Below are 25,702 nucleotides of genomic sequence, written 5' to 3' on the forward strand. Positions count from 1 at the left end.
TTGACCGCTCGGTGACTGGCTGTCGCGCCGCACGGAGCCGCCAACCTCGCACCAGCCGGCGATCCCCGCACGGTGCCGCGGCCAGCCGGGGTCAGGCCGGGCGACGGGAGCGGCGACGGCCCTCGTGCGACCACGCCGACGACGGCAGCAGGCTCGGCGGCAGCAGGCGCGACCGCACCACCCTCCCACCGGACGCCGCGGCGTCGAGGGCGTCCCGCGCCTGCTGGACGTGCCGCACCAGCGCGTCGCCGTCGACCGAGGCGACCCCGGCACCCGCGAACCGTTCACGGTCGACGGCATCGACCACGGCGTCGAGGTGCGGGATCACCGAGGCCGGCAGCACCGGACGGAGTCGCCCGAGGACGGCTCGGGCGGTCCGGGCCGCAGCCGCTGCGTCGCCCGGTGGAGCCAGTCCCGGGGCGTACCCGTGGTCGGCGACGTCGTCGAGGGCCTCGCGCCAGGCGTTCACCGCCGGGGAGCGCCCGGCAGCGACGGCGGACAACCGCGATCGCCGCCGGAGCGCGCGGACCAGACCGGGCGCGACGAGCAACGCGAGGACGAGTGCCGCGCCGAAGAGCAAGCCGGCCGGACCGCTGCCGCCCGCGGCCCCGGACGCACCGGGCAGCGCCGATGCCGAGGGGGTCGGCGTCGCGGAGGACTCGGCGGGGGCGGACTGCTCGGGCGCGGGGAGCGGCGATTCCGGGGTCGCAGGGGTCGGGGTCGCCGTCGGTTCCGTCGACGGCTGCGCTGCCGCGTCGGAGTCCGGCGTCGGCTCGAAGGCGACCCACCCGGCGCCCTGGATGTACAGCTCGGGCCAGGAGTGCAGCTGCCGGTTCGACACCGCGTACTCACCGTCGGGCTGCGCCGACCCGGCCCGGTACCCCACCGCGATGCGGGACGGGATGCCGAGCGTGCGGGCCATCACGGCCATCGCCGACGAGAAGTGCACGCAGTACCCCTCACGCACCCGCAGGAAGGTCGAGACGACGTCCATGCTGTCGCCGTCGTAGCCCTGCTCGACGGGGGCGGTCTCGGAGTAGGTGAACAGGTCGCTGCGGAACCACTGCTCGAGCGCGCGGGCCCGGGCGTAGTCGTCGGACGAGGCCCCGGCCACCCGTTCGGCCGTCGACGAGATGTTCCCGGGCAGGTCGTCCGGCAGCGTCAGGTCGGTCTGCAGCTGGTCGCCGCTCGGCTCGCGGAAGCCCCGGCCGTCGGCACGGGACAGGGCGCCCGAGGCCGCGACGGCGTCGAGGTACGCGTTGGCGAAGGTCGAGGCGCCGTAGACCTCGTACGTGGCACCGCGTGGCGTGGCCGGACCGGTCGACCGCACGGTGCTCGAGGCACCCATCCAGCGCCACTGGGACAGGTCGAGGTTGGTGGACCGCGAATCGATCGACACCGCGCCGGACGGCACCGGCAGGTAGGTGCTGGACAACCCGGTGATCCGGACCGTGACGTCGCCGCGCGTCGCCAGCCGGGGGTTCACGCCCTCGGCCCACTGCTGCTGGTCGGCGGTGTCGGCATCGGCGGCGTTGGTGACCGTCGGTACCCAGTCCCCGGTACCGAACTCGTCCAGGTCGGCGAGCTTGAGGTACTCGGGCTGGCCGTCGGACGACCGGTAGCGGAGCACCTCGAGCTCGCTCGGCTGCCGCAGGTCGTTGCCCAGCTCGAGCAGGGTGCCGGGGCGACCGGGCTGGATCGGCGACTGGACGGCACCGGTGACGCCGGACAGCCAGCTCGCGTTGAGCGGCACGATCGCGGGCAGGCCGATCGCCACGACGAGTCCGATCGCGCCGACGACCGCGGCCGGCACCGCACGTTGCACGGGCCGGACCGACAGCCACAGCAGGGCGAGGAAGGCGACCGCCGTGGTGACCACGAGGGCGGTGCCCGCCGGCTGTCCGGTGATGATGCCCGGGACGATGAGGATCACGAGCGCGGGCGCGGCCGCGAGCGACGGGATCCGGGCGATGGCGGCGAGGAAGAGCGAGACGCCCGCCACCCAGGCGATCGACACGGTCACGACCAGACGGATCGCGTCGGTCTGCGGCAAGGGAGCGGGGTTCAGGCGGATGGCCGCGAGCGTCTCGCCCAACGCCCCGTCGGCGTCCAACCAGCCGAGGGGTTGCACGTCGTTGACCAGGGCGGCGGCGCACGAGCACAGCACGAGGGTGGCGACGAGCGCGACGAACCGGATGCCTGGGGGCCGGCGGCGCACCGCGAGCATGACGGCCACGAGCACCGCGACGACCACGACGCCGGACACCCACCATGCGGTTCCCTGCACGAGTGGACGGATCGCGAGTGCGGCGACGAGCACCGGGACGGGGGCGAGTGCGACGACCCAGGTGCTGGGGGTGTCGCGGGTGTCGTCGTCGCGGTCCAGGACCTCGCGCACGTCGACGGGTCGTCGCGACGGCGCAGCGGTGCCGCTCACCGGGCGGCTCCGGCCGCGGTCGCCCCGACGACCGGCACCACCAGGGTGCGCCAGCCGCCGCGGTCGAGGATCCCCCGGACGACGGGGTCGGGCGGCACGATCGTCGCCATGATCCCGCGGCTCGATCCGCTCGTCGCCGCCACGAGTTCGGCCGCCTGCTCGGCGGTGCAGTTGCCGGTGACGACGGCGGTCATGCCGTGCACGTCCCGTCCACGCACCTCGGGCAGGACCTCGGTCACCGGGCGGGCGTCGCTGCGGAGTCGGACGTCGGCGAGTCCGACGAGCACGTCGGTGAGGCCGCCGACGTCGCCGGCGTGGCGGGTGCTGCCCGACGGGCCGTCGCTGACGAGCACGACGCGCGACGTCCGGGCAGCGAGGGCGCGGGCCACACTGGCAGCGACGACGACCGCGTGTTCGAAGGCCTGGTCACCGCCCAGGTCGGACAGCTCCGCCAGGTCCTCGCGCCCGAGGCCCTGGTACGACTCGCGCCGGACGTCGAGGGCGATGACGGCCTCGGGCGGTTGCGCCTGCGTGGTCTGCCGGACGTGCAGTTCGCCGCGACGAGCGCTCTGCGCCCAGTGCACCCGACGGATCGGGTCGCCGGGACGGTACGGCCGGAGTTCGCTGTCGTCGGCGGACCCGCCCTGCCCGACCCGCCCTTCGTCGGCGGAGACGGCACCGGCCAGGGCGCCGGTGTCGATGGCGGTGAGGGGTGCGCTCGCTGGGACGACGACGACCTCTTCTGCCGGGACGACCGGGCGGTCGATGCGGAGCAGGCCGAAGGGGTCCTCGACCCGGATGGTGACCGGTCCGACCAGCGTGCGGCCGCGGTGCATGGCGAGCGCCTCGACGTCGAGCACCGCCGGCGGCAGCCCGGGTCCGACCTGGGCGTACGTCTCGGCCTCGGACACGCTCGCGAAGGCGTCCTCGAGCTGTTCGCGGACGAGCAGGGTCGATCGCGGACCGATCGGCAGACTGGTGCTGCCGAGGGTGATTCGCTCGCGGTAGACCTCGCCGACCTGCACGATCGCGCGGGCCGTGCTCCGGCTGCCCCGGAGCGGCGCGGCGACCACGAACGCCATCACGATGCCGAGCACGACGAGCACGAGCAGCAGCAGACCGGCCGACACGGCGACGCTGGTGGTGCCCACGAGCCCGCCGCCGACCAGCCCGATGCCGATCGCGATGACGGTCCAGCCGCGCACGGTCGGACGGGGGAACGGCGTCCGCCGGAGCAGCGACAGCCCGCGGCGGCCGAAGCGCCCGAGCGTCGAGCGCGCGGCACCGGTGCGCCGCAGCAGCGACGACGGTGCCGATCGGCCGGGCATCAGGAGCGGACGGGGGTCGCCGTGAACGGCACGGCGGTGTCGGAGACGATGCGGACGACGATCTCGCGCACGGTGTCCTCGCCCGTGCCACCGAGCCCGCGGGCCACCGGCACGAGCCGGTGCGCGAGCACGATCGGTGCCAGGGCGGCGACGTCGTCCGGGGTGACGAACGGCCGGCCGAGCAGCGCCGCGTGGGCACGAGCCGCCTGCGCCAGGTGCAGTGTCGCGCGGGGGCTGGCACCGAGCACCAGGTCGGGGTGGGTGCGGGTGGAGCGGACGATCGCGATGACGTACGCCTCGACGTCGGGGGCGATGTGGACGTTCGCGACGGCCTCGATGATCGCGCGCAGGGTGGTGACGTCGACGATCGGACGCAGGTGCGACAGCGGATCGCCACCGCCACGGTTCGCCAGCATCTGCCGTTCGGCGTCGACGCTCGGGTACCCCATCGCGATGCGCGCCATGAAGCGGTCGCGCTGCGCCTCGGGCAACGGGTAGGTGCCCTCCATGTCGATCGGGTTCTGCGTCGCCACGATCATGAACGGCCGGTCGAGCTGTCGGGTCACGCCGTCGACGGTCACCTGCGACTCGGCCATCGCCTCGAGCAGGGCGGACTGGGTCTTCGGGCTCGTGCGGTTGATCTCGTCGCCGATGACGACGTTCGCGAACACCGGCCCCGGTGAGAACCGGAACGTGCTCGAGGACTGGTCGAAGATGTTCACCCCGGTGACGTCCGACGGCAGCATGTCCGACGTGAACTGGATGCGGTTCACCGAGCCGCCCACCGAGGCGCCGAGCGCCTTCGCGAGGACCGTCTTGCCGACGCCGGGGACGTCCTCGACGAGCAGGTGCCCCTCGGCGAGCATCACGGTGAGCGCGGTGCGGATCGCCTCCGTCTTGCCGTCGATGACCGTCGACACGGACGCGACGATCGCGTCGCCGACCTCTCGGATGCGCTCGAGGGGGAAGGCGGGGTCGGTCGGCTCCGGCACGCAGGGCTCCTCGTCTCGGGACAGGTGTCGTGCATGCTACCTCGGTCCGGTGACAGCGCCCGGTGGGCGTGTCACCGATGCGCAGTGGACGGGAGGCCCGTGGAACGTTCGCCGGTCGGCGCACGTGCCACGGGCCTCCCGTCCGGATCGCGTGGTGCGTCTCAGGAGCGGCTCACGCGCGCGTCGCGAGCGCTGCGTCGGCTGCGCGCAGGACCTCCGCGGCGACCGCGACCCCTTCTTCGCGACCGAGTTCGGTGTCCTCGTGCTCGATGTTGACCCACATGTCCGGGTCCACCTCGCGCAGGGCCTCGAGGAACGCCGACCAGTACGCCTCGTCGTGGCCCTTGCCGAGCGCGACGAAGTCCCACGCGGACGGCTTCGGCCACTCGTTGGCCCACTCGTCGCCACCGAGGTTCGTGCGCGGCTCGTCCGGCGACAGCCGACGGAACGAGTTGTCGAGCACGCCGTTGATCGCCGCGTGCGGGTTGATCCGGACGTCCTTCGCAGCGGCGTGGACGACCAGGTCGCCGAGGTCGCGGACGACCGCCACCGGGTCCATCTGCTGCCAGAACAGGTGACTCGCGTCGAGTTCGACGCCGACGTTCGTCAGGCCGCCGCGCTGCACGAGCTCGCGGATCGTCGCCGGGTTGAACACGACGTTCTGCGGGTGCAGCTCGAGCGCGACCTTCACGCCGTGCTCGCGGGCCAAGGCGTCGATCTCCTGCCAGAACGGCACCGCGATGCTCCACTGGTACTCGATGACGTCGAGTGCGGCGGAGTTCCAGGCGTTCACGATCCAGTTCGGTCGTGTGCCGCCGGGCTCGCCCGCGGGCAGCCCCGACATCGTGACGACGCGGTCCTGGCCCAGGCGTGCGGCGAGGCGGATGCTGCGCCGGACGTCCTCGGCGTGGGCGTCGCCGATCGCACGGTCCGGGTGCAGCGGGTTGCCGTTGCAGTTCAGGCCGGCGATCGAGACCCCGGTGCCCTCGAACTGGGCGAGGAAGGCGTCGCGGGCTTCGTCGGACTCGAGGATCGCGTCGATGTCCGGCACGTGCACCGGGGGCAGGAACCCACCGGTGTTCAGCTCGATGCCCGTCAGGCCGTTGCCCGCGATCGCCGCCAGGGCGTCGGCGAGCGGTCGGTCGTGGAAGATCGCGTTGTACAGCCCGAGCTTCATGCGTGTGCTCCTTCGGTGGTGCGGACGGGCGGCACGTCGAGGGCGGCCCCGCCGGCCGCGGCGGACCGGGCCACCGCGTCGAGGATCTCCATGTTGTGCACACCGTCGTCGAACGTGGCGTTCGCCGGCAGCGGGTCGGCGACGCCGGCGACCTCGTCGAGGAACGCGCGGGCCTGGTACTCGAACATCTGGTTCTGTCCCCAGCCGACACCGGGGGCGTCCATCGCCATGCCGCCGGCGACGTAGGGGTGGTCCGGGCCGAGGACGACCTGGCGGTACCCGCCCAGGCGCGAGCCGTCGGACTGCAGCGCGAGGCCGATCTCCGAGGCGCGCTCCTGGTCCCAGCGGGCAGCACCGTTCTCGCAGAAGACCTCGACGACCAGACCGTTCGGGTGCGCGGTGGCGACACGGGACACCTCGAGCGAGCCCACCACGGAGCCGTCGCCGAAGCGTGCGTTGAAGGTGGCGTAGTCGTCGTTCTCGACGTCCGCGAACTCCCCCGTCAACGGGACGGCCTGCCCGCGCAGGGCGAACCCGGCGGCGATCGGGCGCTTCGTGACGGCCGTCGTGAACATGCCGCCGTTGACGCTCTGCACCTCGCCGGCCAGGAACTCGGCCACGTACGCCAGGTGCGAGCCGACGTCGGCGAGGGCGCCGGTGCCGGGGGCACCCGCGAAGCGCCACGAGAAGGGCACGTCGGGCGAGGAGCCGTAGTCGGTCCAGTAGCGACCGGAGACGTGCAGGACGCGACCGAGCGTGCCGTCCTCGACGAGCTGCTTGATCGCGGCGAGGCCGGGAGCGCGACGGTAGGTGAAGCCGACACGGGCGACGAGCCCGCGCTGCGATGCCTCGGTGGCCGCGGTGGCCATCGCCCGTGCGTCCTCGAGCGAGTCCGACAGCGGCTTCTCGCACAGGACGTGCTTGCCGGCGGCCAACAGGCCCTCGACGATCTCGCGGTGCAGCGTGTTCGCGACCACGACGCTCACGACGTCGATGTCGTCGGCCTCGGCGATGGCTCGCCAGTCCGTGTCGTGCCGTGCGAAGCCGAAGCGCTGCGCGGCCTCGGCCGCGAGGGGCTCGTAGACGTCGCCGATCGACACGAGCCGCACGGGCGGCAGCGTCGGGGCGAAGAGTGAGGGGGCGTTCCGCCACGCGGCCATGTGGGCCTTGCCCGCCATGCCCGCCCCGATGACGGCGACGCCGATGCTGTCGCTCATGGTTCTCTCCTTCGAGAAGTACGGTGCGATTCTGGAACGTTCCAGAACGCGTCGGTAGACTGTAGCCCGACCACCCCATGTCCTGTCAAGGAGCCGCGTGTCACGACCCCCGACGATCATCGACGTCGCGACCCGTGCCGGCGTCTCGAAGTCGCTCGTCTCGATGGTGCTCCGCGACGACCCCGGGGTCTCCGACGCACGCCGCTCGGCTGTGCTCGCAGCGGCCGCCGAACTCGGCTACCGCCCCAACCGTGCCGCCGCGATCCTCGCCGGCACCCGGACCCGCACCATCGGGGTCATCGTCGACGACTTCCGCAACCCCTGGTTCGTCCCCCTGCTCGACGGCATCCGCGACGCGCTCGCACCGCACGGCCTGCGACTCACCCTGGCGGACACCCGCGCGAACGCCCACCTCGACTCCTCGCCGTTCGACGACCTCGTCTCCCTGCGGGTCGACGGCGTCGTGCTCGCCGCCGAGGGCTTCCCCGACCTCGTCGTCCCGGCCGACACCCCCGTCGTCGTCGCCGGCGCACGAGCCGACGTGCCCGGCGGACTCGACGTCGTCGCCTCGGACGAGGCCGCCGGCGGCCGGTTGGCAGCGGATCACCTGATCGGCCTCGGTCACCGCCACATCGTCCACGTCACCGGCTCGGGAGGCCCGGCTGCGGTCCGCCGCGAGGGCACCGTCGCGCAGATGGTCGCGTCCGGCATCGAGCCACTGGTGTACGGCGACGGCCCGACCTCCGAGCAGACCGGGTACCGGGCCACGGTGCGTGCACTGCAGGACCACCCCGACCTGACCGCGGTGTTCGCCGCGAACGACCTCATGGCGATGGGCGCGATCGCCGCCGTCCACGAAGCCGGACTCCGGGTACCCGAGGACGTCTCGGTGGTGGGCAACGACGAGACACCCCTCGCCGCCTCACCCCTGCTGCGCCTGACGACGGTGGACCCGCACAACGACGAGGTCGGACGGCTCGCGGCCGCGCGGTTGATCGACCGCATCGCCTCGCCGGCGCCGGACTCGGCGGGGCCGATCCGGACGCTCGTGCCGCCGACGCTCGTCGTGCGGTCCACGACGGCGCGGCCGCGGGCCTGAGACGCGACCACCCGCCGACCCCAGCACGCGAGGCGGCGGCGCTCCGAGCCTCCCGGTCGACGGGTCAGACGGTGGCACCCTCGAGCCGGTCGACCGCGACGGCGAGCTCCTCGAGCTCCGGCACCTCGCGCGCTTCGGCGAGCGCCCCCTCGAGCGCCGCGGCGTGGATCGGTGTCGCGCGGTCGAGCAGCACCTGACCCGCGTGGGTGAGCTCCGTGTACATCCCCCGGCGGTCATCGGCGCAGAGGACGCGGGTCAGCAGGGCACGCTCCTCGAGACGGTTGACCAAGCGGGTGGTCGCACTCGGGCTGAGGGCAGCGGCCCGGGCGAGCTGCTGCATGCGCATGTGGAAGCCGTCCTGTCGGCGCAGCGCGTCGAGGACGGTGAACTCGACGACGGACAGGTCGACGTCCCTCAGCGCGCGCTCGAGCCGCGTCTCGATCAGACCGTGCAGCGCCGCCAGGGTGCGCCAGCCGTGGGCGCGGACGGCGGTGGAGGTGTCGTCGACGGACATCGGGCTCCTTCTGGTCGGCTGTGCGATCGGTGCCGCGGTCGTTGCGGGCGCACGCAGTTGCTTGCGCCGATAGTCCGCGTGTGCAACTATCGATATCCCGCGCCTGCAACAACCAGCGTACGCGGCACAGCTGCACCGCACAACGGAAGGAACCCCCATGCCCGCGGGACTCATCGCCCTCGCACTCGGCGGATTCGGCATCGGACTGACCGAGTTCGTCATCACCGGCCTGCTGCCCGAGGTGGCGGCCGGCTACGGCGTCACCGAGACCACGGCCGGCTGGCTCGTCACCGGCTACGCACTCGCGGTCATCGTCGGAGCGCTCGGCCTGACCGCCGCCACGACCCGACTCCCCCGCAAGCCCGTCCTGCTCGGGCTGCTCGTGCTGTTCATCGTCGGCAACACCCTGTCCGCGATCGCGCCGACCTACGAGGTGATGATGTCCGGACGCGTCATCGCCGCCCTGTGCCACGGTGCGTTCTTCGGCATCGGCTCCGTCGTCGCCACGAACATGGTCGAGCGGTCGAAGCGCGCCTCGGCCGTCGCCCTGATGTTCACGGGGCTGACCGCGTCGAACGTGCTCGGGGTGCCGTTCGGCACGTTCCTCGGCCAGGCGCTCGGCTGGCGCTCGACCTTCTGGGCCATCGTCGTGATCGGCGTCGTCGCCCTGGTCGGTGTGCTCGTGCTCGTCCCCACTGTCCGCGCGGCCGAGACCCCGTCACTGGCACGCGAGCTCGGCGCCTTCCGCTCCGGCCAGGTGTGGCTCTCGCTCGGGATGACCGTGCTCGGCTACGGCGGGATGTTCGGGGCCTTCACCTACATCGCGTACACGTTGACCTCGGTGTCCGGCTTCCCGTCCTCGGCGGTGCCGTGGCTGCTCGTGGTGTTCGGCGTCGGGCTGTTCGTCGGGAACTTCGTCGGCGGCAAGCTCGCCGCACGCTCGATCGACCGGACCCTGCTCGTCGTGCTCGTCGCCCTCACCGTCGTGCTCGGACTGTTCGCCCTCGTCGCGACGTCGCCCGTGCTCACCGTGATCGCACTCGTGCTCATGGGTGCCTTCGGGTTCGCGACCGTGCCAGCCCTGCAGACGCGCGTGATGCAGTACGCGGACCACGCGCCGACCCTGGCGAGCGGGGCGAACATCGCCGCGTTCAACCTCGGGAACGCGCTCGGCGCCTGGATCGGCGGGCTCACCATCGCCGCCGGGCTCGGCTACACCTCGCCGATCTGGGCGGGCGCGGGCATCACGCTCGCAGCCGTGGCCCTGACGCTCGTCGCGATGGGTGCCGTTCGGCGCGGGCGTTCGAGGGGCGTCGCGGTGCTGACCTCGACAGGGAGCGTCGCGACGGCCTGACGGCGGCCCGACGGCCTGACGGCAGCCCGACGGAACCTGGTTCCGGACACAGCACCACGCCGTTCCGCGGTGCCGTGTCCGGAACCAGGTGCGCGCGATGCGCAGACCACCACGGAGACGACGAAACCCCGGTCCGATCGGACCGGGGTTTCGTGGAGTGCGGAGACGGAGGGATTTGAACCCTCGGTCCCCTAAAGGGGACTCCACCTTAGCAGGGTGGTGCACTCGGCCGGACTATGCGACGTCTCCAAGCACTCTCGCGAGCGCTCCGACCACCATACAGGAGGACCGGGCGACTCTCGACCCGACCGCACCCCGCGCGTGGCACGGTCTCGGAACACGGGTCCCCCGAATTGGGGACAGCTCGGCCTTGTCGCCGCGTACCCCGGTGCATAGCATCGTCGAGACGCGGCAATCACGTTCCGGGGCTCGTCCCCGTCGTCGCGACACAGCACCGACGTCGCTCTCCGAGCCGGGCCCGGCGCGCCCGGTTGCCTGGCGCCCGCTCGGGGAGCGGCTTCCGGGGGCGCGGTCCACCACCGCGCCCCCGTTTCTGCGTCCGGGCATGGCGGCCGACCAGTACGCGAAAGCGACAGTGTCCCGGCACGGCCCGCGGTCTGTGCCGTCAGCGCGACAGTGTGCCGCGGATGTTCGGCGGCAGACTGTCGCTTTCGCGAGACGCGGGGCGGGGCCAGACCCGCCGGGTCAGTAGCCGAAGGCCTTGGAACAGGTCTGCTGGTCGGCGGACTGCCCCTCGAGCCCGTCGATGGTCTCCGGCGTCGCGGATGCCGTCGGAGCAGCGGCGGCAGGTGACGACGGCGCGGCAGCCGCGGGCGAGGACGCCGGAGCCGACGGCGCGGCAGCAGCAGCCGACGACGAGGCAGCCGCCGACGGCGCCGCGTTCGCCTCGGACCCGATGCCCGTGCTGTCCTCCCCCAGGGAGAACGACTGGTCCGCCTTGATCTTCGCGAACAACCGGTCGGCCAGGTACGTCGTCGGCTGCACCTTGCCCTCGTAGACCCCGGTGCCGCCGGTCGTGCCCGGGTACTGCACGAAGTTCACCTGCGACAGCGGGAGGTCCTGCAGCGCTCGACCCATCTGCACCATCGTGCCGATGTCGTTCAGGCTCTCGGACAGCTGCATGTTCGACGCCGCGGCGCGGGCCAGCTTGTACAGGGTGGTCGGCGAGGTGAGGGTGTCGTTCGACTTCACGGTCCGGAGCAGCGACGACAGGAACACCTGCTGGCTCGAGATCCGGCCGAGGTCGGAGCCGTCACCGACGCCGTGCCGGGTCCGCAGGAAGGCGAGGGCCTCGTCGCCCTGCAGGGTCGAGGTGCCGGCGGGCAGGTCGAGCCCGGTGTACGGGTCCTCGATCGGCTGCGCCACGCAGACCGGCACACCACCGATCGCGTTCGACATCTCGATGACACCGTTGAACGAGACCGCTGCCGAGTACTGGATGTCCAAGCCGGTGAGCCCCTGCACGGTCTGGGTCACGCAGTTGAGCCCGCCGTCGCTGAACGAGGTGTTGATGGGTTGAGCGGCCATCGCCGACGCCGTCCCGGACCCGTCGGTCTTCTTGCACGCGGGGATCGGGGTGACGAGGTCGCGTGGGATGCTCACCGCGGTCGCGTTGGTGTGGTCCGCCGAGACGTGGAGCAGGATGTTGACGTCGTTGAGGGTGGCGTCGCGCTCCCCGAACTCCGCGGACTGGTCCGGGTCGTTGTCCGTCCCGACGACGAGCATGTTGAAGCCGCCCTTGTAGGCGCTGAGCGACGGAGCCTTGGTGCCGTTCGACCGCGGCGCCGGCTGACCCTCGATCTGCACGCCGTCGCCGAGGTCGTCCGTCACCTGCTTCGCTGCGATGGCCGCCACGGAGGCGGTACTGACGAACGCCACTGCGACCACGCTCGCGACCAGCGCAGCAACGGTCCGGAGTGGTGCAGACCGTCGGAGACGTCCGTGGCGTGCGATCCCGTCGGCTCGGTTCAGGCGGTGGGAGCGATCGCGGACGTCGTGCACGGGCTCTCCTGTCGTCGGTGGACGCGCCGGGGTGGCAACCGGTCAAGGCTGCCACGGAGCTCCCTGGCGATCCAGTGCGAACGACGTCGAACCCGAGTGCGCGATCCGCCACCGGCCCCCGGATCCGTGCGCCGCGACGCCGACCTGTGCGAACCCGCAGCCTGGCCCGCTCAGGAGGCCACGGAGACCCGGAACCGGTCCGGCAGGGCGATGAGCGCCGCGGCGAGCTCGAGCAGCACCGCCGCGCAGTCGTCGACCGCGTCGCGCTCCGCTGCCCGCACGGCCTGGTCGACGAGGTCGAGTCGCCGCGCTCGGTCGACCACGGCGTCGATCCCGTTGGCCAGGGCGACGTCGTCCGTGAAGAACATGTCGAGGACGGTGCGCTGGGACAGCATCCAGTCGGCGCTCACCGAGGCGCCGCTTCGGCGCAGGAACCACGCGGCGAGTTCGACGAAGGCCCCCGCTTCGGTCCAGCACTCGCGGAGCCAGCTGTGGTCGAAGCGATCGTCGGGCCCCGTGCCGCTCGCCGCCGGGTCGACGATCATCGCGCGTGCGATGCGCAGCCGCTCGGTCATCTGGTCGACCGACCACTGCGTGATCACCACGCCGACGTACCGCTGCACCGTGACGAGCTGGTGCGACTCGAGGGAGACGAGGGCTTCGCGCACCGGGGTGCGGGAGACCTGCATGTCCTCGGCGATGGTGTCGAGCCGGAGTCGCTGCCCACGCCGGTACTCGCCGCGCAGGACGTTGTCGAGCAGACGGAGGAACACCGCGTCGCGCAGCAGGCTGCGCCGCAGCCCACGGGGATCGAGGTCGCCCCGACCGATGCGCAACGGTGACTTCTCCATGCGGCCAGCCTCACGCACGGCGGATGCCCCCGGCGGGGGCGCCGCCACCATCGTGGATCGTCGTCGTCGGGGTCGCGCTGTGGAGGAGTGCCATGCGGGCACAGTGGCACCCTGTCGACGGCGCCGCTAAACACTCTGCATACAGAATGTTGCATGGCCAAGGCCGTGCGTCAGCGCCGCTGCTCCTCCGCGTCGCCGGTCAGGACCGAGAGCGGTTGCGTCACGTCCTCGAGCCCCTTCCGGGCGGCATCGACCCCGAAGACCAGGGCGATCACCCCACCGCCGATCATCACCGCGGACCCGAGCAGGTACCCCCAGAAGAGCGGCTCACGCGAGGATCCGTCCCCGATGAACGCCCCGTAGATCAGCGGCGCGATCGCACCGAAGACCTGCGCGAGGGCGAAGAAGTACGAGATGGCCTGCGACCGCAGTTCGAGCGGGAAGATCTCGCTCACCGTCAGGTACGCGCTCGAGGCGCCGGCCGAGGCGAAGAAGAACGACACGCACCAGAAGGCCACCTGCACCGTCGCCGAGATCGCGTCGGCGCGGAACAGGAACGCCGAGGTCGCCAGGACGAGCCCGGACACCAGGTACGTCAGGAAGATCATCTGGCGCCGGCCCCAGGTGTCGAAGAACCGACCGAGGATGATCGGCCCGAGCAGGTTGCCGATCGCGAAGGGGAAGAAGTAGATCGACGTCTGCGCGGTCTTCAGGCCGAAGAAGTTCGTCAGGACGAGCGCGTAGGTGAAGAAGATGGCGTTGTAGAGGAACGCCTGCGTGATCATCATCGACGCCCCGACCAGCGTGCGCGTCGGGTACTGCTTGAGCAGCACGCGCGCGATGGTCAGGAACCCGACGCGGTCGGTCGGCGTCACGGTCATGGCCTTCGACTCGTCGACGTCCGGCAGCCGCTTGCCCGTGGACTTCTCGACCGCCTCCTCGATCTGGGTGACGGTCGCTTCCGCCTCTTCCTCCCGCCCGTGGGTCATGAGCCAGCGCGGACTCTCCGGGATGTGCCGCCGCAGGAAGATGATCGCGATGCCGAGCACCGGGCCGAGGAAGAACCCGATGCGCCAGCCGATGCTCTCGGAGAAGTTCGCCGTGTCGAGCAGGTAGATGTTCGCGAAGGCGCCGAGCGCTGCGCCGCCCCAGTACGTGCCGTTGATGGCGATGTCGACGTGGCCGCGGTACTTGGCCGGGATGAGTTCGTCGATCGCCGAGTTGATCGCCGCGTACTCGCCGCCGATGCCGAGGCCCGCGACGAACCGGAACGCGGCCAGGAACCAGAAGTCCTGGGCGAGGCCGGCGATGCCGGAACCGATCAGGTAGATCGCGAGCGTCAGGATGAAGAGCTTGCGGCGCCCGAGCCGGTCGGACATCCGCCCGAACACCAGCGCTCCGACGACCTGGCCGACCAGGTAGATCGTGCCAAGGGAGGTCACCTGCTGCGTCGACAGGTCGAGGTCGGCCTGGAATCCCGCGTTGGAGACGATCTGGATCTCCAGACCGTCCAGGATCCAGGAGACCCCGAGTCCGACGACGACACTCCAGTGGAACCGTGTCCACGGCAGTCTGTCCATCCTGGCGGGGACCAGGCTCTTGATCGCCCCGTTCGTGCTGCTCACGAGAGGGGAACCTACGCCGAGATCGGCGAGATGGTTCACATTCGGTACGACGGGGCCGGCTCGGAGCCGGATCCCCCTATCGAATCCGGCTCCGATGCCGGAGCCCCAATCATTGCGGTTGCTATGGAAACCCACAAGCGGACGGGCGCGCCCCGCTCAGCGGCAACGCGAAGCGTTGCGCGGGGCGCGCCGACCGAGCCTGCGAGGGAGGACGGGCCAGCTGGCACCGTGCCTCCCGTCCGCAACGGCGTAACGTCCAGAACGTGACCCGACCCGACATCCGCACGGTCGGCGAGCTCCGCACTTCTGGCCACGTCCAGAAGCCGGTCCGCGCCGAGATCCGCGACAACCTGCTCACCGCGCTGCGCGCGGGAGACGACCCCTGGCCCGGCCTGCACGGGTTCGAGACGACCGTGATCCCACAGCTCGAACGTGCCCTCATCGCCGGCCACGACATCGTCCTGCTCGGCGAGCGCGGCCAGGGCAAGACCCGCCTGCTGCGGACGCTGCAGGGCCTGCTCGACGAGTGGACCCCGGTGATCACCGGCTCCGAACTCGGCGAACACCCGTACGAGCCCATCACCACCGCGAGCGCCCGCCGGGCAGAGGACCTCGGTGACGCCCTGCCGATCTCGTGGCGCCACCGCGACGACCGCTACGTCGAGAAGCTCGCGACACCGGACACGAGCGTCGCCGACCTGATCGGCGACGTCGACCCGATGAAGGTCGCCGAGGGGCGCAGCCTGGGCGACCCGGAGACCATCCACTTCGGACTCGTCCCCCGCGGCCACCGCGGCATCGTCGCCATCAACGAGCTGCCGGACCTGGCCGAACGCATCCAGGTCGCGATGCTCAACGTGATGGAGGAACGCGACGTCCAGATCCGCGGCTACGTGCTCCGGCTCCCCCTCGACGTGCTCGTGGTGGCCAGCGCGAACCCGGAGGACTACACCAACCGCGGCCGGATCATCACACCGCTGAAGGACCGCTTCGGCGCGGAGATCCGGACCCACTACCCGATCGAACTCGAGGACGAGATCGCCGTCATCCGGCAGGAGGCGCAGCTGACCGCCGAGGTGCCGGACGCGATCATCGAGATCCTGGCCCGCTTCACCCGTGCGCTGCGCGGGTCGAGCGCGGTCGACCAGCGCAGCGGTGTCAGCGCCCGGTTCGCGATCGCCGGCGCCGAGACGGTCGCCGCGGCGGCCGTGCACCGCGCGGCGCGGCAGGGTGAGCCGGACGCCGTCGCACGGCCGATCGACCTCGAGACGGCGGTCGACGTGCTCGGCGGCAAGATCGAGTTCGAGAACGGCGAGGAGGACCGCGCGGACGAGGTGCTCGAGCACCTGCTGCGGACCGCCACGGCGGAGACGGTGCGTGCCCGGTTCCGCGGGCTGGACTTCGGGGTGCTCGTCGAGGCGCTCGACGGTGGGACGATGGTGACGACGGGCGAGCAGGTCGGGGCACGGGCGTTCCTCGAGGGGCTGCCGTCGATCGGCGAGTCCGACCTGTACGACCAGGTGTGCGAGCGCCTCGGTGCCACGAACGACGGCGAGCGCGCGGGTGCGATCGAACTCGCGCTCGAGGGGCTCTTCCTCGCCCGCCGCATCAGCAAGGAGTCCGGCGGGGGCGAAGCCGTCTATGGCTAGGCAGAACCGTCGCCTGACGCGGGACACCCGGTACGGCAGGTACACCGACGGTCCGGACCCGCTCGCGCCGCCCGCCGACCTGGCCGAGGCGCTCGACGCCATCGGGCAGGACGTGATGGCCGGCACCTCGCCCGAGCGCGCGATGCGGGAGTTCCTGCGCCGTGGCGGCCGGACCCAGCGCGGACTCGACGACCTCGCGCGCAAGGTCGCGGAACGGCGACGGGAGCTCACCGCGAAGAACAACCTCGACGGCACGCTCCAGCAGGTCCGCGAACTGCTCGACCAGGCGCTCCGTGCCGAACGCGGCGAACTCGCCCGCAACGTCGACCTCGACGACGGGGACCGCGCCCTGGCGGAGATGCAGCTCGACAGCCTGTCCCCGTCGCCGGCCGCCGCCGTGCAGGAGCTCGGCGACTACGACTGGACGAGCCGCGAGGCCCGGCAGAAGTACGACGAGATCAAGGACCTGCTCGGACGCGAGGTGCTCGACCAGCGCTTCGCGGGCATGAAGCAGGCGCTCGAGGGTGCCACGGACGAGGACCGCGCCGCCGTCAGCGCGATGATGCAGGACCTCAACCAGCTGCTCGAGGACCACCGCGCCGGCACCGACACGCAGGAGCAGTTCGACGAGTTCATGGCGAAGCACGGCGAGTACTTCCCGTCGGGCCCCGCGAACGTCGAGGAGTTGCTCGACGACCTCGCCGCACGGGCCGCAGCCGCCCAGCGGATGCGGAACTCGATGACGCAGGAGCAGCGCGACGAACTCGACGCGCTCGCCCAGCAGGCCTTCGGCTCCCCCGACCTGATGGGGCAGCTGTCCCAGCTCGACGGCACCCTGCGGTCGCTGCGCCCCGGTGAGGACTGGGGCGGGTCCGAGCGCATGGACGGCGAGCAGGGCCTCGGACTCGGCGACGGCACCGGGGTCTTCCAGGACATCGCCGACCTCGACGCGCTCGCCGACCAGCTCGCCCAGTCCGGACCCGGCTCCGAGCTCGACGACCTGGACCTCGACGCCCTGACCCGGCAACTCGGCGCCGAGGCGGCCGTCGACGCCAAGACCCTGCAGCAGCTCGAGAAGGCCCTGCGGAACTCCGGGGCGATGCGCCGCGGAGCCGACGGACAGCTCCGGCTCACCCCGAAGGCGATGCGACAGCTCGGCAAGAGTCTGCTCCGCGACGTCGCCGAGCGGATGTCCGGCCGACAGGGTGCACGGGACATCCGGCAGTCCGGCGCGGCCGGCGAACCGTCCGGTGCGACCCGGCAGTGGGCGTACGGCGACACCGAGCCGTGGGACGTCACCCGGTCGATCACGAACGCCCTGACCCGGACCGCCGCCACCGGCCGGGTCGGCCCCGGCGTCCGCCTGACCATCGACGACGTCGAGGTGCAGGAGACGGAGGCCCGCACGCAGGCCTGCGTCGCGCTGCTCGTCGACACGTCGTTCTCGATGGCGATGGAGGACCGCTGGGTGCCGATGAAGCGCACGGCCCTGGCGTTGCACACCCTGGTGTCGACACGGTTCCGCGGCGACGACCTGCAGCTCATCGCGTTCGGTCGCGAAGCCGAGGTGGTGGACATCGAGCAGCTCGTCGGTCTCGACGCCATGTGGGACAAGGGCACGAACCTGCACCACGCGCTGCTGCTCGCCAACCGGCACTTCCGGAAGCACCCGACCGCGCAACCCGTCCTGCTCATCGTCACCGACGGTGAACCGACGTCGCACCTCGAGCCGAACGGGCAGGTGTGGTTCGACTACCCGCCGGACCCCGTGACGATCGCGCTGACCGTGCGCGAACTCGAGAACGCCGGGCGACTCGGCGCCCAGACGACGTTCTTCCGCCTCGGGGACGACCCGGGCCTGGCGAGGTTCATCGATGCCATGGCGAAGCGGGTGGACGGCTCCGTCGTCGCTCCGGAGAACGACGACCTCGGCGTCGCCGTCGTGGGGTCGTACCTGGGCTCGCGCCACGGCGGGCCGTCGCTGTTCGACTGATCACCGAGACGGTCTCGACAGGGGCTGTTGCGCGAGGTGCCGCAGACGTATGCTGAGCGCCACCACAGTTGCCCCAGACCCCGGCCGCCGTGATCGTTCTTCCTGCGCCGACGTCGTCGGCGTGCAGGAAGCGGTCGGCCGAGTGCACCTGATCCGTTCTCGACCGGTCGACTCCCGCGGGGTCCCGGAGTGCAACGGCGCACGCCACCGGACGCCACGGGTGTCCGCGTCCACGGATCACGGACGCGGACCGGTCGGTGGGGTCCGGACCCGACGGGCCCCACCGACCCGCATCCGACGGGCCACGGGGTCCGCCAGGTCGGCCGGGTGTCGTGTCAGAACAACGGCCACGGCACCGCGGGGCCGTGCCCCGGCGGTGGCGGGAAGATGCCGACGGCCCGCAGTGCCGCGCACCGCGCACGCAGCGTGTCGACCTCTTCCGGTGTCAGGTGCTCGGCGAGTTCGTCGCCCAGGGCACCGCGGAGCGCTTCCGACACCCGGTCGAGGCCCTCGAGTTCGTCCGGACCGAGCGGCTCGCCGATCCACCCCCACAGCACCGTGCGGAGCTTGTGCTCGACGTGGAACGCCAGCCCGTGGTCGACCCCGAACCGGTGACCGTCGGGCATGGCCAGCACGTGCCCGCCCTTGCGGTCGGCGTTGTTCACGACGACGTCGAAGACGGCCATGCGACGCAACGCCTCGGAGTCCTCGTGCACGAGCGTCACCGGCTGGTCGTGCTCGTCGATCGCCTCGAGGACGGGCAGCCACGGTGACCCGTCGGCCTCGGCGACCTCGGGCGCGACGAGGTCGACCGCGTCCTGATCCGGGTCGATCGTCTGCCAGCGCTGCACCATGCCGGGGCCGAACGGGCCGTCACCGAGCCAGGTCGGCGGGACGATCCCCCAGCCGAACGCCTCGGACACCAGGTGCGCCCCGATCTCACGACCGGCGAGTGTGCCGTCCGGGAAGTCCCAGAGCGGGCGCTCCCCTTCGATCGGCTTGTAGACGACTGCCTCGCCGTCCAGTTCGGCCAGGAACGTCGCGTTCGAGGCCTCGCGGATCCGCGCCGTGATGTTCAGTGAGCCGTCGCTCATGCGTCGCCGGGCCGACGGCCGGCGGCGACGATCTCGCGCGTGCGCTCGACGAACGCACGGGCGGTGCCGACCGGGATCTTGACCTGGAAGAGCTCGTCGGGTTCGGGGATCTCGACGACCGCCTCGATCTCGATGCCGTCCTCGCTCTCCTCGGACACGATCTCGACGTCGTCGTCGATCGGGTACGCCTCGATGACCACCTGCGCGGTCGACGGGTCGAAGCCCAGGCTCAGGGCACCGGCACGGAACTCCGGTTCCACCGGCTGGTCCAGGGGCTCCGGGTCACGGAGTTCGACGGGAGCGGTGTCCGGCACGCTGAAGCGGTTCGCCTCGACCGTGGCGACCTCGTCCAGCAGCTCGTCGATCTTCTCGGCGAGCACCGCGGTCTGCTCCTTCTCGAGGGCGACGCTGGTGACGCGCTTGCCGGATCGGGCCTGCAGGTAGAACGAGCGCTCGCCCGGACGGCCGATGGTGCCGACGACGAGGCGGTCCGGCCAGTCGAAGCCGTGGACGATGGAGGGCATACCCGCATTGTAGGAGTGCGGGCCTGCGCCCGTTCAGGGTCTGGCAGGACCTGGCTCGGACGGGGCCTCCGGGTGTCCGGCCCCGCCGCCGACCGCCGCGTCCCCGCTCGGCGCCGGAGCGGTCGCGAGCCACGACAGATCGCCGGACTCGGTGTTCGTCGCGACCACCTCGGGGCGGTGCTCGCCGTACCGGACGACGGACACCGACGCCGGTCCGACACCGATGCGCTGGAACAGGTCCAGGTGCATGCCGAACGCGTCGGCGAGGACGGACTTGATGATGTCACCGTGGCTCACCGCGACCCAGACCGCGCCGGGACCGTGCGCCGCCTCGACCTCGGCGTCGATGCGGCGGACCGCCGACACCGCCCGGGACTGCATGGTCTGCATGGACTCGCCGCCGGGGAACACCACGGCGCTCGGGTTCGCCTGCACCGTCCGCCACAGCGGCTCCTTCGACAGGTCGACGAGCTTCCGCCCCTGCCACTCGCCGTAGTCGGCCTCGGTGATCGCCCGCTCGATCGCCGACGCGGGGTCGCCCGACTGCCGCTCCAGGATCGCCCGGGCCGTCTGCCGGCACCGTTCGAGCGGGCTCGAGACGACGGCGGCGAGGGGGACGGCGGCGATGCGGTCGGCGGTCCGGGCGGCCTGCTCCCGCCCGACGGCGTCGAGTCGCACGCCGGCGGTGCGTCCGGCGAGCACGCCCGTGGCGTTCGCGGTGGTGCGTCCGTGTCGGACGAGGAGGACGGTCGCCATGTGCCCGATCCTAGGCGGCACCTGGCACGACGGGCGTCGGCGAGCGCGGCTGCCCTTGACGGGCCGTCGGTCGACCGATCAGATGGTCACATGACCCGGCACCCTCGAGGGGCCCTGTTCGCCACGTCGACGATGACCGGCTTCGGCATCGCCACGTGGGTGACCAGGACGCCCGCCATCCGCGACGAACTCGGGGCGTCGATCGAGGCGATGGGGCTCGTGCTACTCGGGCTGTCGATCGGGTCGATGATCGGGATCCTCGGTGCCGGTGCGCTCGTCCGACGGCTCGGGACGCGACCGTTGATCCTGCTCGGTGGCGCGCTGCCCGTGATCGGCATGGTCCTCGTCGCCCTGCTGGCCCCGGCGCAGGTGCCGGCGGGTGTCTGGGCGGGGCTGTTCCTGATCGGGTTCGGGTCCGGAGTCGCCGAGATCGGCCTCAACGTCGAGGCCGCCGCGGTCGAACGGCACATCGGTCGCCCGGTGGTGCCGGTGCTGCACGCCTGCTTCAGCCTGGGAACCGTCGTCGGCGGGGTCGTCGGCATCGCGATGACGGCTGCCCGGACACCGGTGGCCGTGCACCTGCTGGTGGGGGCGGTGGTGATGGCGGCACTCGCGGCGTTCGCTGCGCGCAACCTGCAGCCGCTCCCGCGTGCCGCGGCACAGGCGGACGGAGCCGACGCCGCAGACGCCGTCGGCGCGTCCCGCGTCACCACGGCGACCCGCCGATCCGTCATCACCGTGCAGCTCGCCCTCGTCGCGGTGATCACGCTCGCGATGGCCTTCGCCGAGGGGGCCGCCAGCGACTGGCTCCCGCTCCTGATGACGACCGACCACGACGCGCCGGAAGCGGTCGGTTCGCTGGTCTTCACCGGGTTCGCGCTCGCCATGCTCGTCGGCCGGTCGGCCGGTACCCCGCTCGTCACGCGGCTCGGGCGGGGCCCGGTCGTCCGGCTCTGCGCCGCGGTCGGCGGGATCGGGGTCCTGCTCGTGGTGGTCTCGCCGAGTCCGGTCGTCACGGCGATCGCCGCGGCCGTGTGGGGGCTCGGCATCGCCCTCGGGTTCCCACTCGCGATCTCGGCAGCGGGTGACCACCCGACCGACGGGGACCGCCGCGTGTCGGTCGTCGCCACCGCCGGGTACATCGCGTTCCTGGTCGGGCCACCGCTGCTCGGCTTCGTCGGCGAGCACCTCGGGCTGCAGGCGGCGATGCTGGTGCCCCTCGTGCTGCTCGTCGCCGCCTTCGTCGTCGCGCCCGCCGCCCGTGACGCCGACGTGCGGCGGACCGTCCCCACCTGATCCGCGACGCCGGGCGCGCGTCCGGGCGCGGGTCCGGGCGCGCCGCCCCGCGGATCGGTACGGTCGGTCCCATGCCGTTCTTCCGCGACAGCCCCCAGCCGACCACCCCCTCGAAGATCCAGGCGGCGTGGTCCGACTCGGCGGGCCGCCTCGCGACGCGCTGCCTGCAGCTGATCATCGTCGTGGTGGTCATCGCGGGCGTCGTCTACGCCGGCAGCGTCCTGAGCGTCGTCACCATCCCGGTGCTGCTCGCGCTCATCATCGCCTCGGCCATGCACCCGGTCGTGTCCTGGCTCCGCAAGCACCGGGTGCCGTCGGTGCTGGCGACCCTCGCGGTGCTCATCGGTGTCCTCGCGGTGCTGGGCCTGGTCGGCTGGCTGATCGTCGTCGCGGTCGAGAACCAGTGGTCGCAGCTGCAGAAGTCGGCCGTGGACGGGTTCCAGCAGTTGCAGGACTTCGCGAAGAACCTGCCGATCTCGATCTCGGACAAGCAGGTCGACGACGCGGTGGCGTCCGTCACCGACTTCGTCACGAGCGCGCAGTTCGGCTCCGGCGCCCTGGCCGGCGCCTCGGCCACCGCGAACTTCCTGACCGGCCTGGTGCTGATGATCGTGGTGCTGTTCTTCTTCCTCAAGGACGGCCCGAGCATCTGGGAGTTCCTGCTCCGTCCGTTCACGGGTGAGCGGTACGCGCGTGCACGCCGGGTTGGCGACCGCGTGGTGTCGACCCTCGGCGGGTACGTCCGCGGCACGGCCACGGTCGCCGCCGTCGACGCCATCGGCATCGGTGTCGGCATCGCGATCGTCGGCGTCCCGCTCGCGCTCCCCCTGGCCGTCGTCGTGTTCATCACCGCCTTCATCCCGATCGTCGGTGCGACCGCGGCCGGCATCCTCGCGGCCCTCGTCGCACTCGTCGCGCTCGGCCCGGTCCAGGCGCTCATCGTGGTCGGCATCGTGATCCTGGTGAACCAGCTCGAGGGCAACTTCCTGCAGCCGGTCCTGATGGGTCGCACGCTGAAGCTGCACGGCCTGGTCATCCTGATCGGCCTGACCGCGGGCACCGTCCTGGCCGGCATCACCGGGGCCATCATCTCGGTGCCGCTGCTGGCCGCGGCGTGGGGCGCGATCCTGGTCTGGGACGGCCCGAACACCCCGGCGCGTCCGTGGCGGAAGAAGCGCAACGAGGACGTCACGGCCCACGAGCTCCCCGCCGACTGAGTCCCGGGGCGTTCTGCGGACATCCGTTTCGCGCAATCGGGACCGTCGCACGAAGATGGACCCGTGCTCGTCTCCATCGTCTACATGAGTCGCGCCGTCGTCCCCTTCGACGACGGCGACCTGGCGACGCTGCTGGACGGCTCACGGCTCCGCAACGAGGCGCTCGGCGTCTCCGGATTGCTCGTCGTGAAGGGCGGCCGCTTCATGCAGTTGCTCGAGGGTCCGGCGTGGAGCGTCGACGACCGGTTCGCCGCCATCAGCCGTGATCCGCGGCACGGCGAGGTGAAGTCGCTCATCCGCGAGGACATCGAGCGACGACGCTTCGACGGATGGTCGATGGCCTACCGCTCGCTCGACGACGCGGACGTCCACGCGGAGCCGGGCTTCAGTCCGTTCCTGTCCGGCGAGACGGACTTCCCACGGTCGTTCGACCGCACGAGCGCCGCGTGGCTGCTCAAGTGGTTCCGCGACCGCGAACTCCACGACCGCTGAACGTCTCGTCCACCACCCCGAGCAGTCGGTCGCGGTGCGCCGGGTCCGCCGTGGCCGTCAGCACGACCCGCCACATCGTCGCGACGGCCGGGAACAGGTCCGAACGCCCGGTGCGGACGTCGGACACGAGTTGCACCCCGGTGAAGTACGGCACGACGGTGGCGCCGAGCTGCTCAGCGGTCAGGTCGGTGCGGAGCTCACCGGCCGCGATCGCCAGCCGGAACACGTCGACGATCCCGCCGATCCACTGCTCGTAGAAGCTGACCGTCGCCGCGTGGAACTCGCCGCGCTCCAGCGACAGCCGGATGCCCGCCCGCACGATCGGGTCGGTCCGCAGCAGGTCCGCGATGGCGTGTGAGGCGCCGACCAGGGCGGCTGCGGGCGACTGCTCGGTGTGGCTGACGACGTCGAAGGTGCGGACGTTCTGCTCGTCGATCACGCCGAGCGCCAGGGCCAGCTTGGTCGGGAAGTGGAAGTACAAGGCTCCCTGCGAGACGCCCGCGCCGCGGGCGATGGCAGCGATCGCCGCGGCGGCGAAGCCGACGCGGTCGAACTCCTCCGCAGCGGCCACCAGGATCTGCTCACGTCGTTCCACGTGACCAGTCTCACGGACGGGAGGCGCGGTGCGGGCCCGCACCGCGCCTCCCGTCCGATCCTGGTCGCGTCAGACCGCGTCAGGCGACCCGCGCGCTCAGGTGAGCGCCAGCAGGTTGTTGACCTGCTCGTTGGTGCCGGTCAACGTCGAGATCGGCTTGCCGTTCGCGTAGACGTTGTCGAAGGCCGGCTGCAGCAGCGCCTGCACGTCCGCCGGGTTGCGGGTGACGGGGAACAGGAAGGTGGTCTCCTCCTCCACCTGCCGGGTGAAGGCCGACACGTCCAGCCCGCGCTTCCGGAACGACGCGACCGCCGCCTCGGTACCGGCGGGACGGGCCGGGAACACGACGCCTGCGCGGCCGACGATCTCCTGCGCGGTGTCGCTGCCGAGGAACGCGACCCACTTCGCCGCCGCCTCCGGGTCCTTCGCCTGCTTCGTGATCGAGTCGCCGAGCCCGTTGAACATCGACGCCCGCTTGCCCGTCGGCCCGATCGGCGTCGGGGCGACGGCGATGTCGAGGTCCTTCATGTTCAGGTACGTGCCGATCATCCACGAGCCGTTGAACGACAGCGCACACTTGCCCGCGCCGAGCTGCACGTCCGGACCGGTCGTGGTCGAGAAGACGCCGTACTTCGCCATGTAGCCCTTGTCGGCCAGGCGGTAGTACCAGGCGAGGGTGTCCTGCACGGTCTGTTCGTCGTAGCGGAACCTGTCGCCCCACGGGTTCTCGTTCGTGTAGAACCAGTCGGTCGATCCGGTGAAGGGCGACCACTGCGTCTGGCCGAAGCCGTCGCCGCCGGAGCCGTTCGACGAGATGCCGTAGACCTCGACGTTCTCCTTGTCGAAGCCGGGCTCGTCACCCCGCCGCCCCTTGGCGTCGATCGTCAGGTGCGCGAGCATCCGCTCGAACGAGCCGCCGTCGTCGGGGTTCCACTCGAGCGTCGCGAGCTCGTCGTCGGAGACGCCGGCCTTCTGCATCGCCTGACGGTCGTAGAACATCCCCACGGTGTCCCAGTCCTTCGGCGAGCCGTAGCGGTGTCCGTCCTGGCCCTTCCACAGCTCGGCGAGGCCGGACTGGTAGTCGTCGTCGCGGATCGACTTCGTCGCCTCGAGCTCGTCGAGCTTGTACAGCACGTCGAGGTCCGAGTACTGCGGGAACTTCGTCAGGTGGTCGGTGAAGACGTCCGGGGCGGTGCCGGCGATGAACCCGGCCGTCAACTTGGTCCAGTAGTCGGCCCACCCGAGCTGGGTGATCTGCACCGTGATGTCGGGGTTCTCGCGGTGGAACGCCTTCGCGACCTGCTGGTACGCGGGCAGCTGGTTGGAGTCCCAGAGCCAGTAGCTCACGGTGCGGGGGCCGCGCTTCGACGCGGTCCCCCGGCTCGGTGACGAGCAGGCGGCGAGTGCACCGAGGGCGAGGGCTGAGGCGCCTCCTGCGAAGAGTGCGCGGCGGGAGAGGGTGTTCGTCAT

21 protein-coding genes and 1 tRNA gene are annotated in these 25,702 nt (G+C 71.7%); 7 read left to right on the plus strand and 15 right to left on the minus strand.

Annotated elements, in window-relative coordinates:
• Positions 1–91: 91 nt before the first annotated feature.
• From EDF63_RS16890 to EDF63_RS16910, 5 genes are all read right to left on the minus strand, one after another.
• Positions 92–2,437, minus strand: coding sequence for a DUF3488 and transglutaminase-like domain-containing protein (locus EDF63_RS16890; protein ID WP_123314165.1), 2,346 nt, complete (start codon positions 2,435–2,437; stop codon positions 92–94).
• Positions 2,434–3,765 (minus strand): DUF58 domain-containing protein, encoded by a 1,332-nt coding sequence (locus tag EDF63_RS16895; RefSeq protein WP_123314166.1) that lies wholly within the window; start codon positions 3,763–3,765, stop codon positions 2,434–2,436. Before EDF63_RS16895 ends, EDF63_RS16890 begins: the two co-directional genes overlap by 4 nt.
• Positions 3,765–4,757: a MoxR family ATPase gene (locus EDF63_RS16900; RefSeq protein ID WP_260233154.1), complete on the minus strand. Its 993-nt coding sequence runs from the start codon at positions 4,755–4,757 to the stop codon at positions 3,765–3,767. The genes EDF63_RS16895 and EDF63_RS16900 overlap by 1 nt, the downstream gene beginning before the upstream one ends.
• A gap of 172 nt (positions 4,758–4,929) precedes the next feature.
• Positions 4,930–5,934: a sugar phosphate isomerase/epimerase gene (locus EDF63_RS16905; RefSeq protein WP_123314168.1), complete on the minus strand. Its 1,005-nt coding sequence runs from the start codon at positions 5,932–5,934 to the stop codon at positions 4,930–4,932.
• Entirely contained in the window at positions 5,931–7,151 is a 1,221-nt protein-coding gene (locus EDF63_RS16910) for a Gfo/Idh/MocA family protein (protein ID WP_123314169.1), read from the minus strand. Before EDF63_RS16910 ends, EDF63_RS16905 begins: the two co-directional genes overlap by 4 nt.
• A 97-nt stretch (positions 7,152–7,248) precedes the next feature.
• Here EDF63_RS16910 and EDF63_RS16915 point away from each other — a divergent pair, with 97 nt between their 5' ends.
• Complete coding sequence (locus tag EDF63_RS16915; protein ID WP_123314170.1) at positions 7,249–8,250, plus strand: LacI family DNA-binding transcriptional regulator; 1,002 nt, start codon at positions 7,249–7,251, stop codon at positions 8,248–8,250.
• A gap of 64 nt (positions 8,251–8,314) precedes the next feature.
• Here EDF63_RS16915 and EDF63_RS16920 read toward each other — a convergent pair whose 3' ends face one another.
• On the minus strand, positions 8,315–8,764 hold the full coding sequence (locus tag EDF63_RS16920) for a MarR family winged helix-turn-helix transcriptional regulator (protein WP_123314171.1): 450 nt from the start codon (positions 8,762–8,764) through the stop codon (positions 8,315–8,317).
• Between the two features lie 157 nt (positions 8,765–8,921).
• On the opposite strand from EDF63_RS16920, the gene EDF63_RS16925 reads away from it, so the two are divergent.
• Positions 8,922–10,118, plus strand: coding sequence for an MFS transporter (locus EDF63_RS16925; RefSeq protein ID WP_123314172.1), 1,197 nt, complete (start codon positions 8,922–8,924; stop codon positions 10,116–10,118).
• Between the two features lie 160 nt (positions 10,119–10,278).
• Here the strand turns inward: EDF63_RS16925 and EDF63_RS16930 are convergent.
• From EDF63_RS16930 to EDF63_RS16945, 4 genes are all read right to left on the minus strand, one after another.
• Positions 10,279–10,367, minus strand: a tRNA-Ser gene (locus EDF63_RS16930).
• A 456-nt stretch (positions 10,368–10,823) separates the two neighbouring features.
• Positions 10,824–12,017: an LCP family protein gene (locus tag EDF63_RS16935; protein WP_260233155.1), complete on the minus strand. Its 1,194-nt coding sequence runs from the start codon at positions 12,015–12,017 to the stop codon at positions 10,824–10,826.
• A gap of 293 nt (positions 12,018–12,310) precedes the next feature.
• A complete protein-coding gene (locus EDF63_RS16940) occupies positions 12,311–12,991 on the minus strand; it encodes a GntR family transcriptional regulator (protein WP_185021491.1) in 681 nt (226 codons plus the stop codon).
• A gap of 170 nt (positions 12,992–13,161) precedes the next feature.
• Entirely contained in the window at positions 13,162–14,616 is a 1,455-nt protein-coding gene (locus tag EDF63_RS16945; RefSeq protein ID WP_311316894.1) for an MFS transporter, read from the minus strand.
• A 263-nt stretch (positions 14,617–14,879) separates the two neighbouring features.
• Between EDF63_RS16945 and EDF63_RS16950 the strand changes: the two genes are divergently transcribed.
• On the plus strand, positions 14,880–16,265 hold the full coding sequence (locus EDF63_RS16950) for an AAA family ATPase (protein WP_123314175.1): 1,386 nt from the start codon (positions 14,880–14,882) through the stop codon (positions 16,263–16,265).
• A complete protein-coding gene (locus EDF63_RS16955; RefSeq protein ID WP_123314176.1) occupies positions 16,258–18,258 on the plus strand; it encodes a VWA domain-containing protein in 2,001 nt (666 codons plus the stop codon). The genes EDF63_RS16950 and EDF63_RS16955 overlap by 8 nt, the downstream gene beginning before the upstream one ends.
• A 335-nt stretch (positions 18,259–18,593) precedes the next feature.
• Here EDF63_RS16955 and EDF63_RS16960 read toward each other — a convergent pair whose 3' ends face one another.
• The 3 genes from EDF63_RS16960 to EDF63_RS16970 are packed head-to-tail and all read right to left on the minus strand — an operon-like array spanning position 18,594 to position 20,632.
• Positions 18,594–19,352 carry an SCO1664 family protein gene (locus EDF63_RS16960; RefSeq protein ID WP_123314177.1) on the minus strand — a complete coding sequence of 253 codons (759 nt, stop codon included), beginning with the start codon at positions 19,350–19,352 and terminating at the stop codon, positions 18,594–18,596.
• A complete protein-coding gene (locus tag EDF63_RS16965; RefSeq protein ID WP_123314178.1) occupies positions 19,349–19,876 on the minus strand; it encodes a DUF3090 domain-containing protein in 528 nt (175 codons plus the stop codon). The genes EDF63_RS16960 and EDF63_RS16965 overlap by 4 nt, the downstream gene beginning before the upstream one ends.
• Positions 19,877–19,909: 33 nt before the next feature.
• Entirely contained in the window at positions 19,910–20,632 is a 723-nt protein-coding gene (locus EDF63_RS16970; RefSeq protein ID WP_123314179.1) for a histidine phosphatase family protein, read from the minus strand.
• Positions 20,633–20,722: 90 nt separating this feature from the next.
• On the opposite strand from EDF63_RS16970, the gene EDF63_RS16975 reads away from it, so the two are divergent.
• The 3 genes from EDF63_RS16975 (at position 20,723) to EDF63_RS16985 (ending at position 23,637) form a co-directional block, all read left to right on the plus strand.
• Positions 20,723–21,928, plus strand: a complete 1,206-nt coding sequence (locus tag EDF63_RS16975) for an MFS transporter (RefSeq protein WP_123314180.1) — start codon at positions 20,723–20,725, stop codon at positions 21,926–21,928.
• A gap of 71 nt (positions 21,929–21,999) precedes the next feature.
• The gene (locus EDF63_RS16980; RefSeq protein WP_123314181.1) at positions 22,000–23,145 is read left to right on the plus strand and encodes an AI-2E family transporter; all 1,146 of its coding nucleotides are present in this window, start codon (positions 22,000–22,002) and stop codon (positions 23,143–23,145) included.
• A gap of 63 nt (positions 23,146–23,208) precedes the next feature.
• On the plus strand, positions 23,209–23,637 hold the full coding sequence (locus EDF63_RS16985) for a BLUF domain-containing protein (protein ID WP_111084665.1): 429 nt from the start codon (positions 23,209–23,211) through the stop codon (positions 23,635–23,637).
• On the opposite strand, the gene EDF63_RS16990 is transcribed toward EDF63_RS16985, so the two are convergent.
• Positions 23,600–24,232, minus strand: a complete 633-nt coding sequence (locus tag EDF63_RS16990) for a ScbR family autoregulator-binding transcription factor (protein ID WP_185021492.1) — start codon at positions 24,230–24,232, stop codon at positions 23,600–23,602. The two genes, EDF63_RS16985 and EDF63_RS16990, sit on opposite strands and share 38 nt — an antisense overlap.
• Before the next feature lie 96 nt (positions 24,233–24,328).
• Positions 24,329–25,702, minus strand: a complete 1,374-nt coding sequence (locus EDF63_RS16995) for a sugar ABC transporter substrate-binding protein (protein WP_123314183.1) — start codon at positions 25,700–25,702, stop codon at positions 24,329–24,331.

The organism is Curtobacterium sp. JUb34 (assembly GCF_003755065.1).
In the GTDB taxonomy this organism is placed as follows: Bacteria; Actinomycetota; Actinomycetes; order Actinomycetales; family Microbacteriaceae; genus Curtobacterium.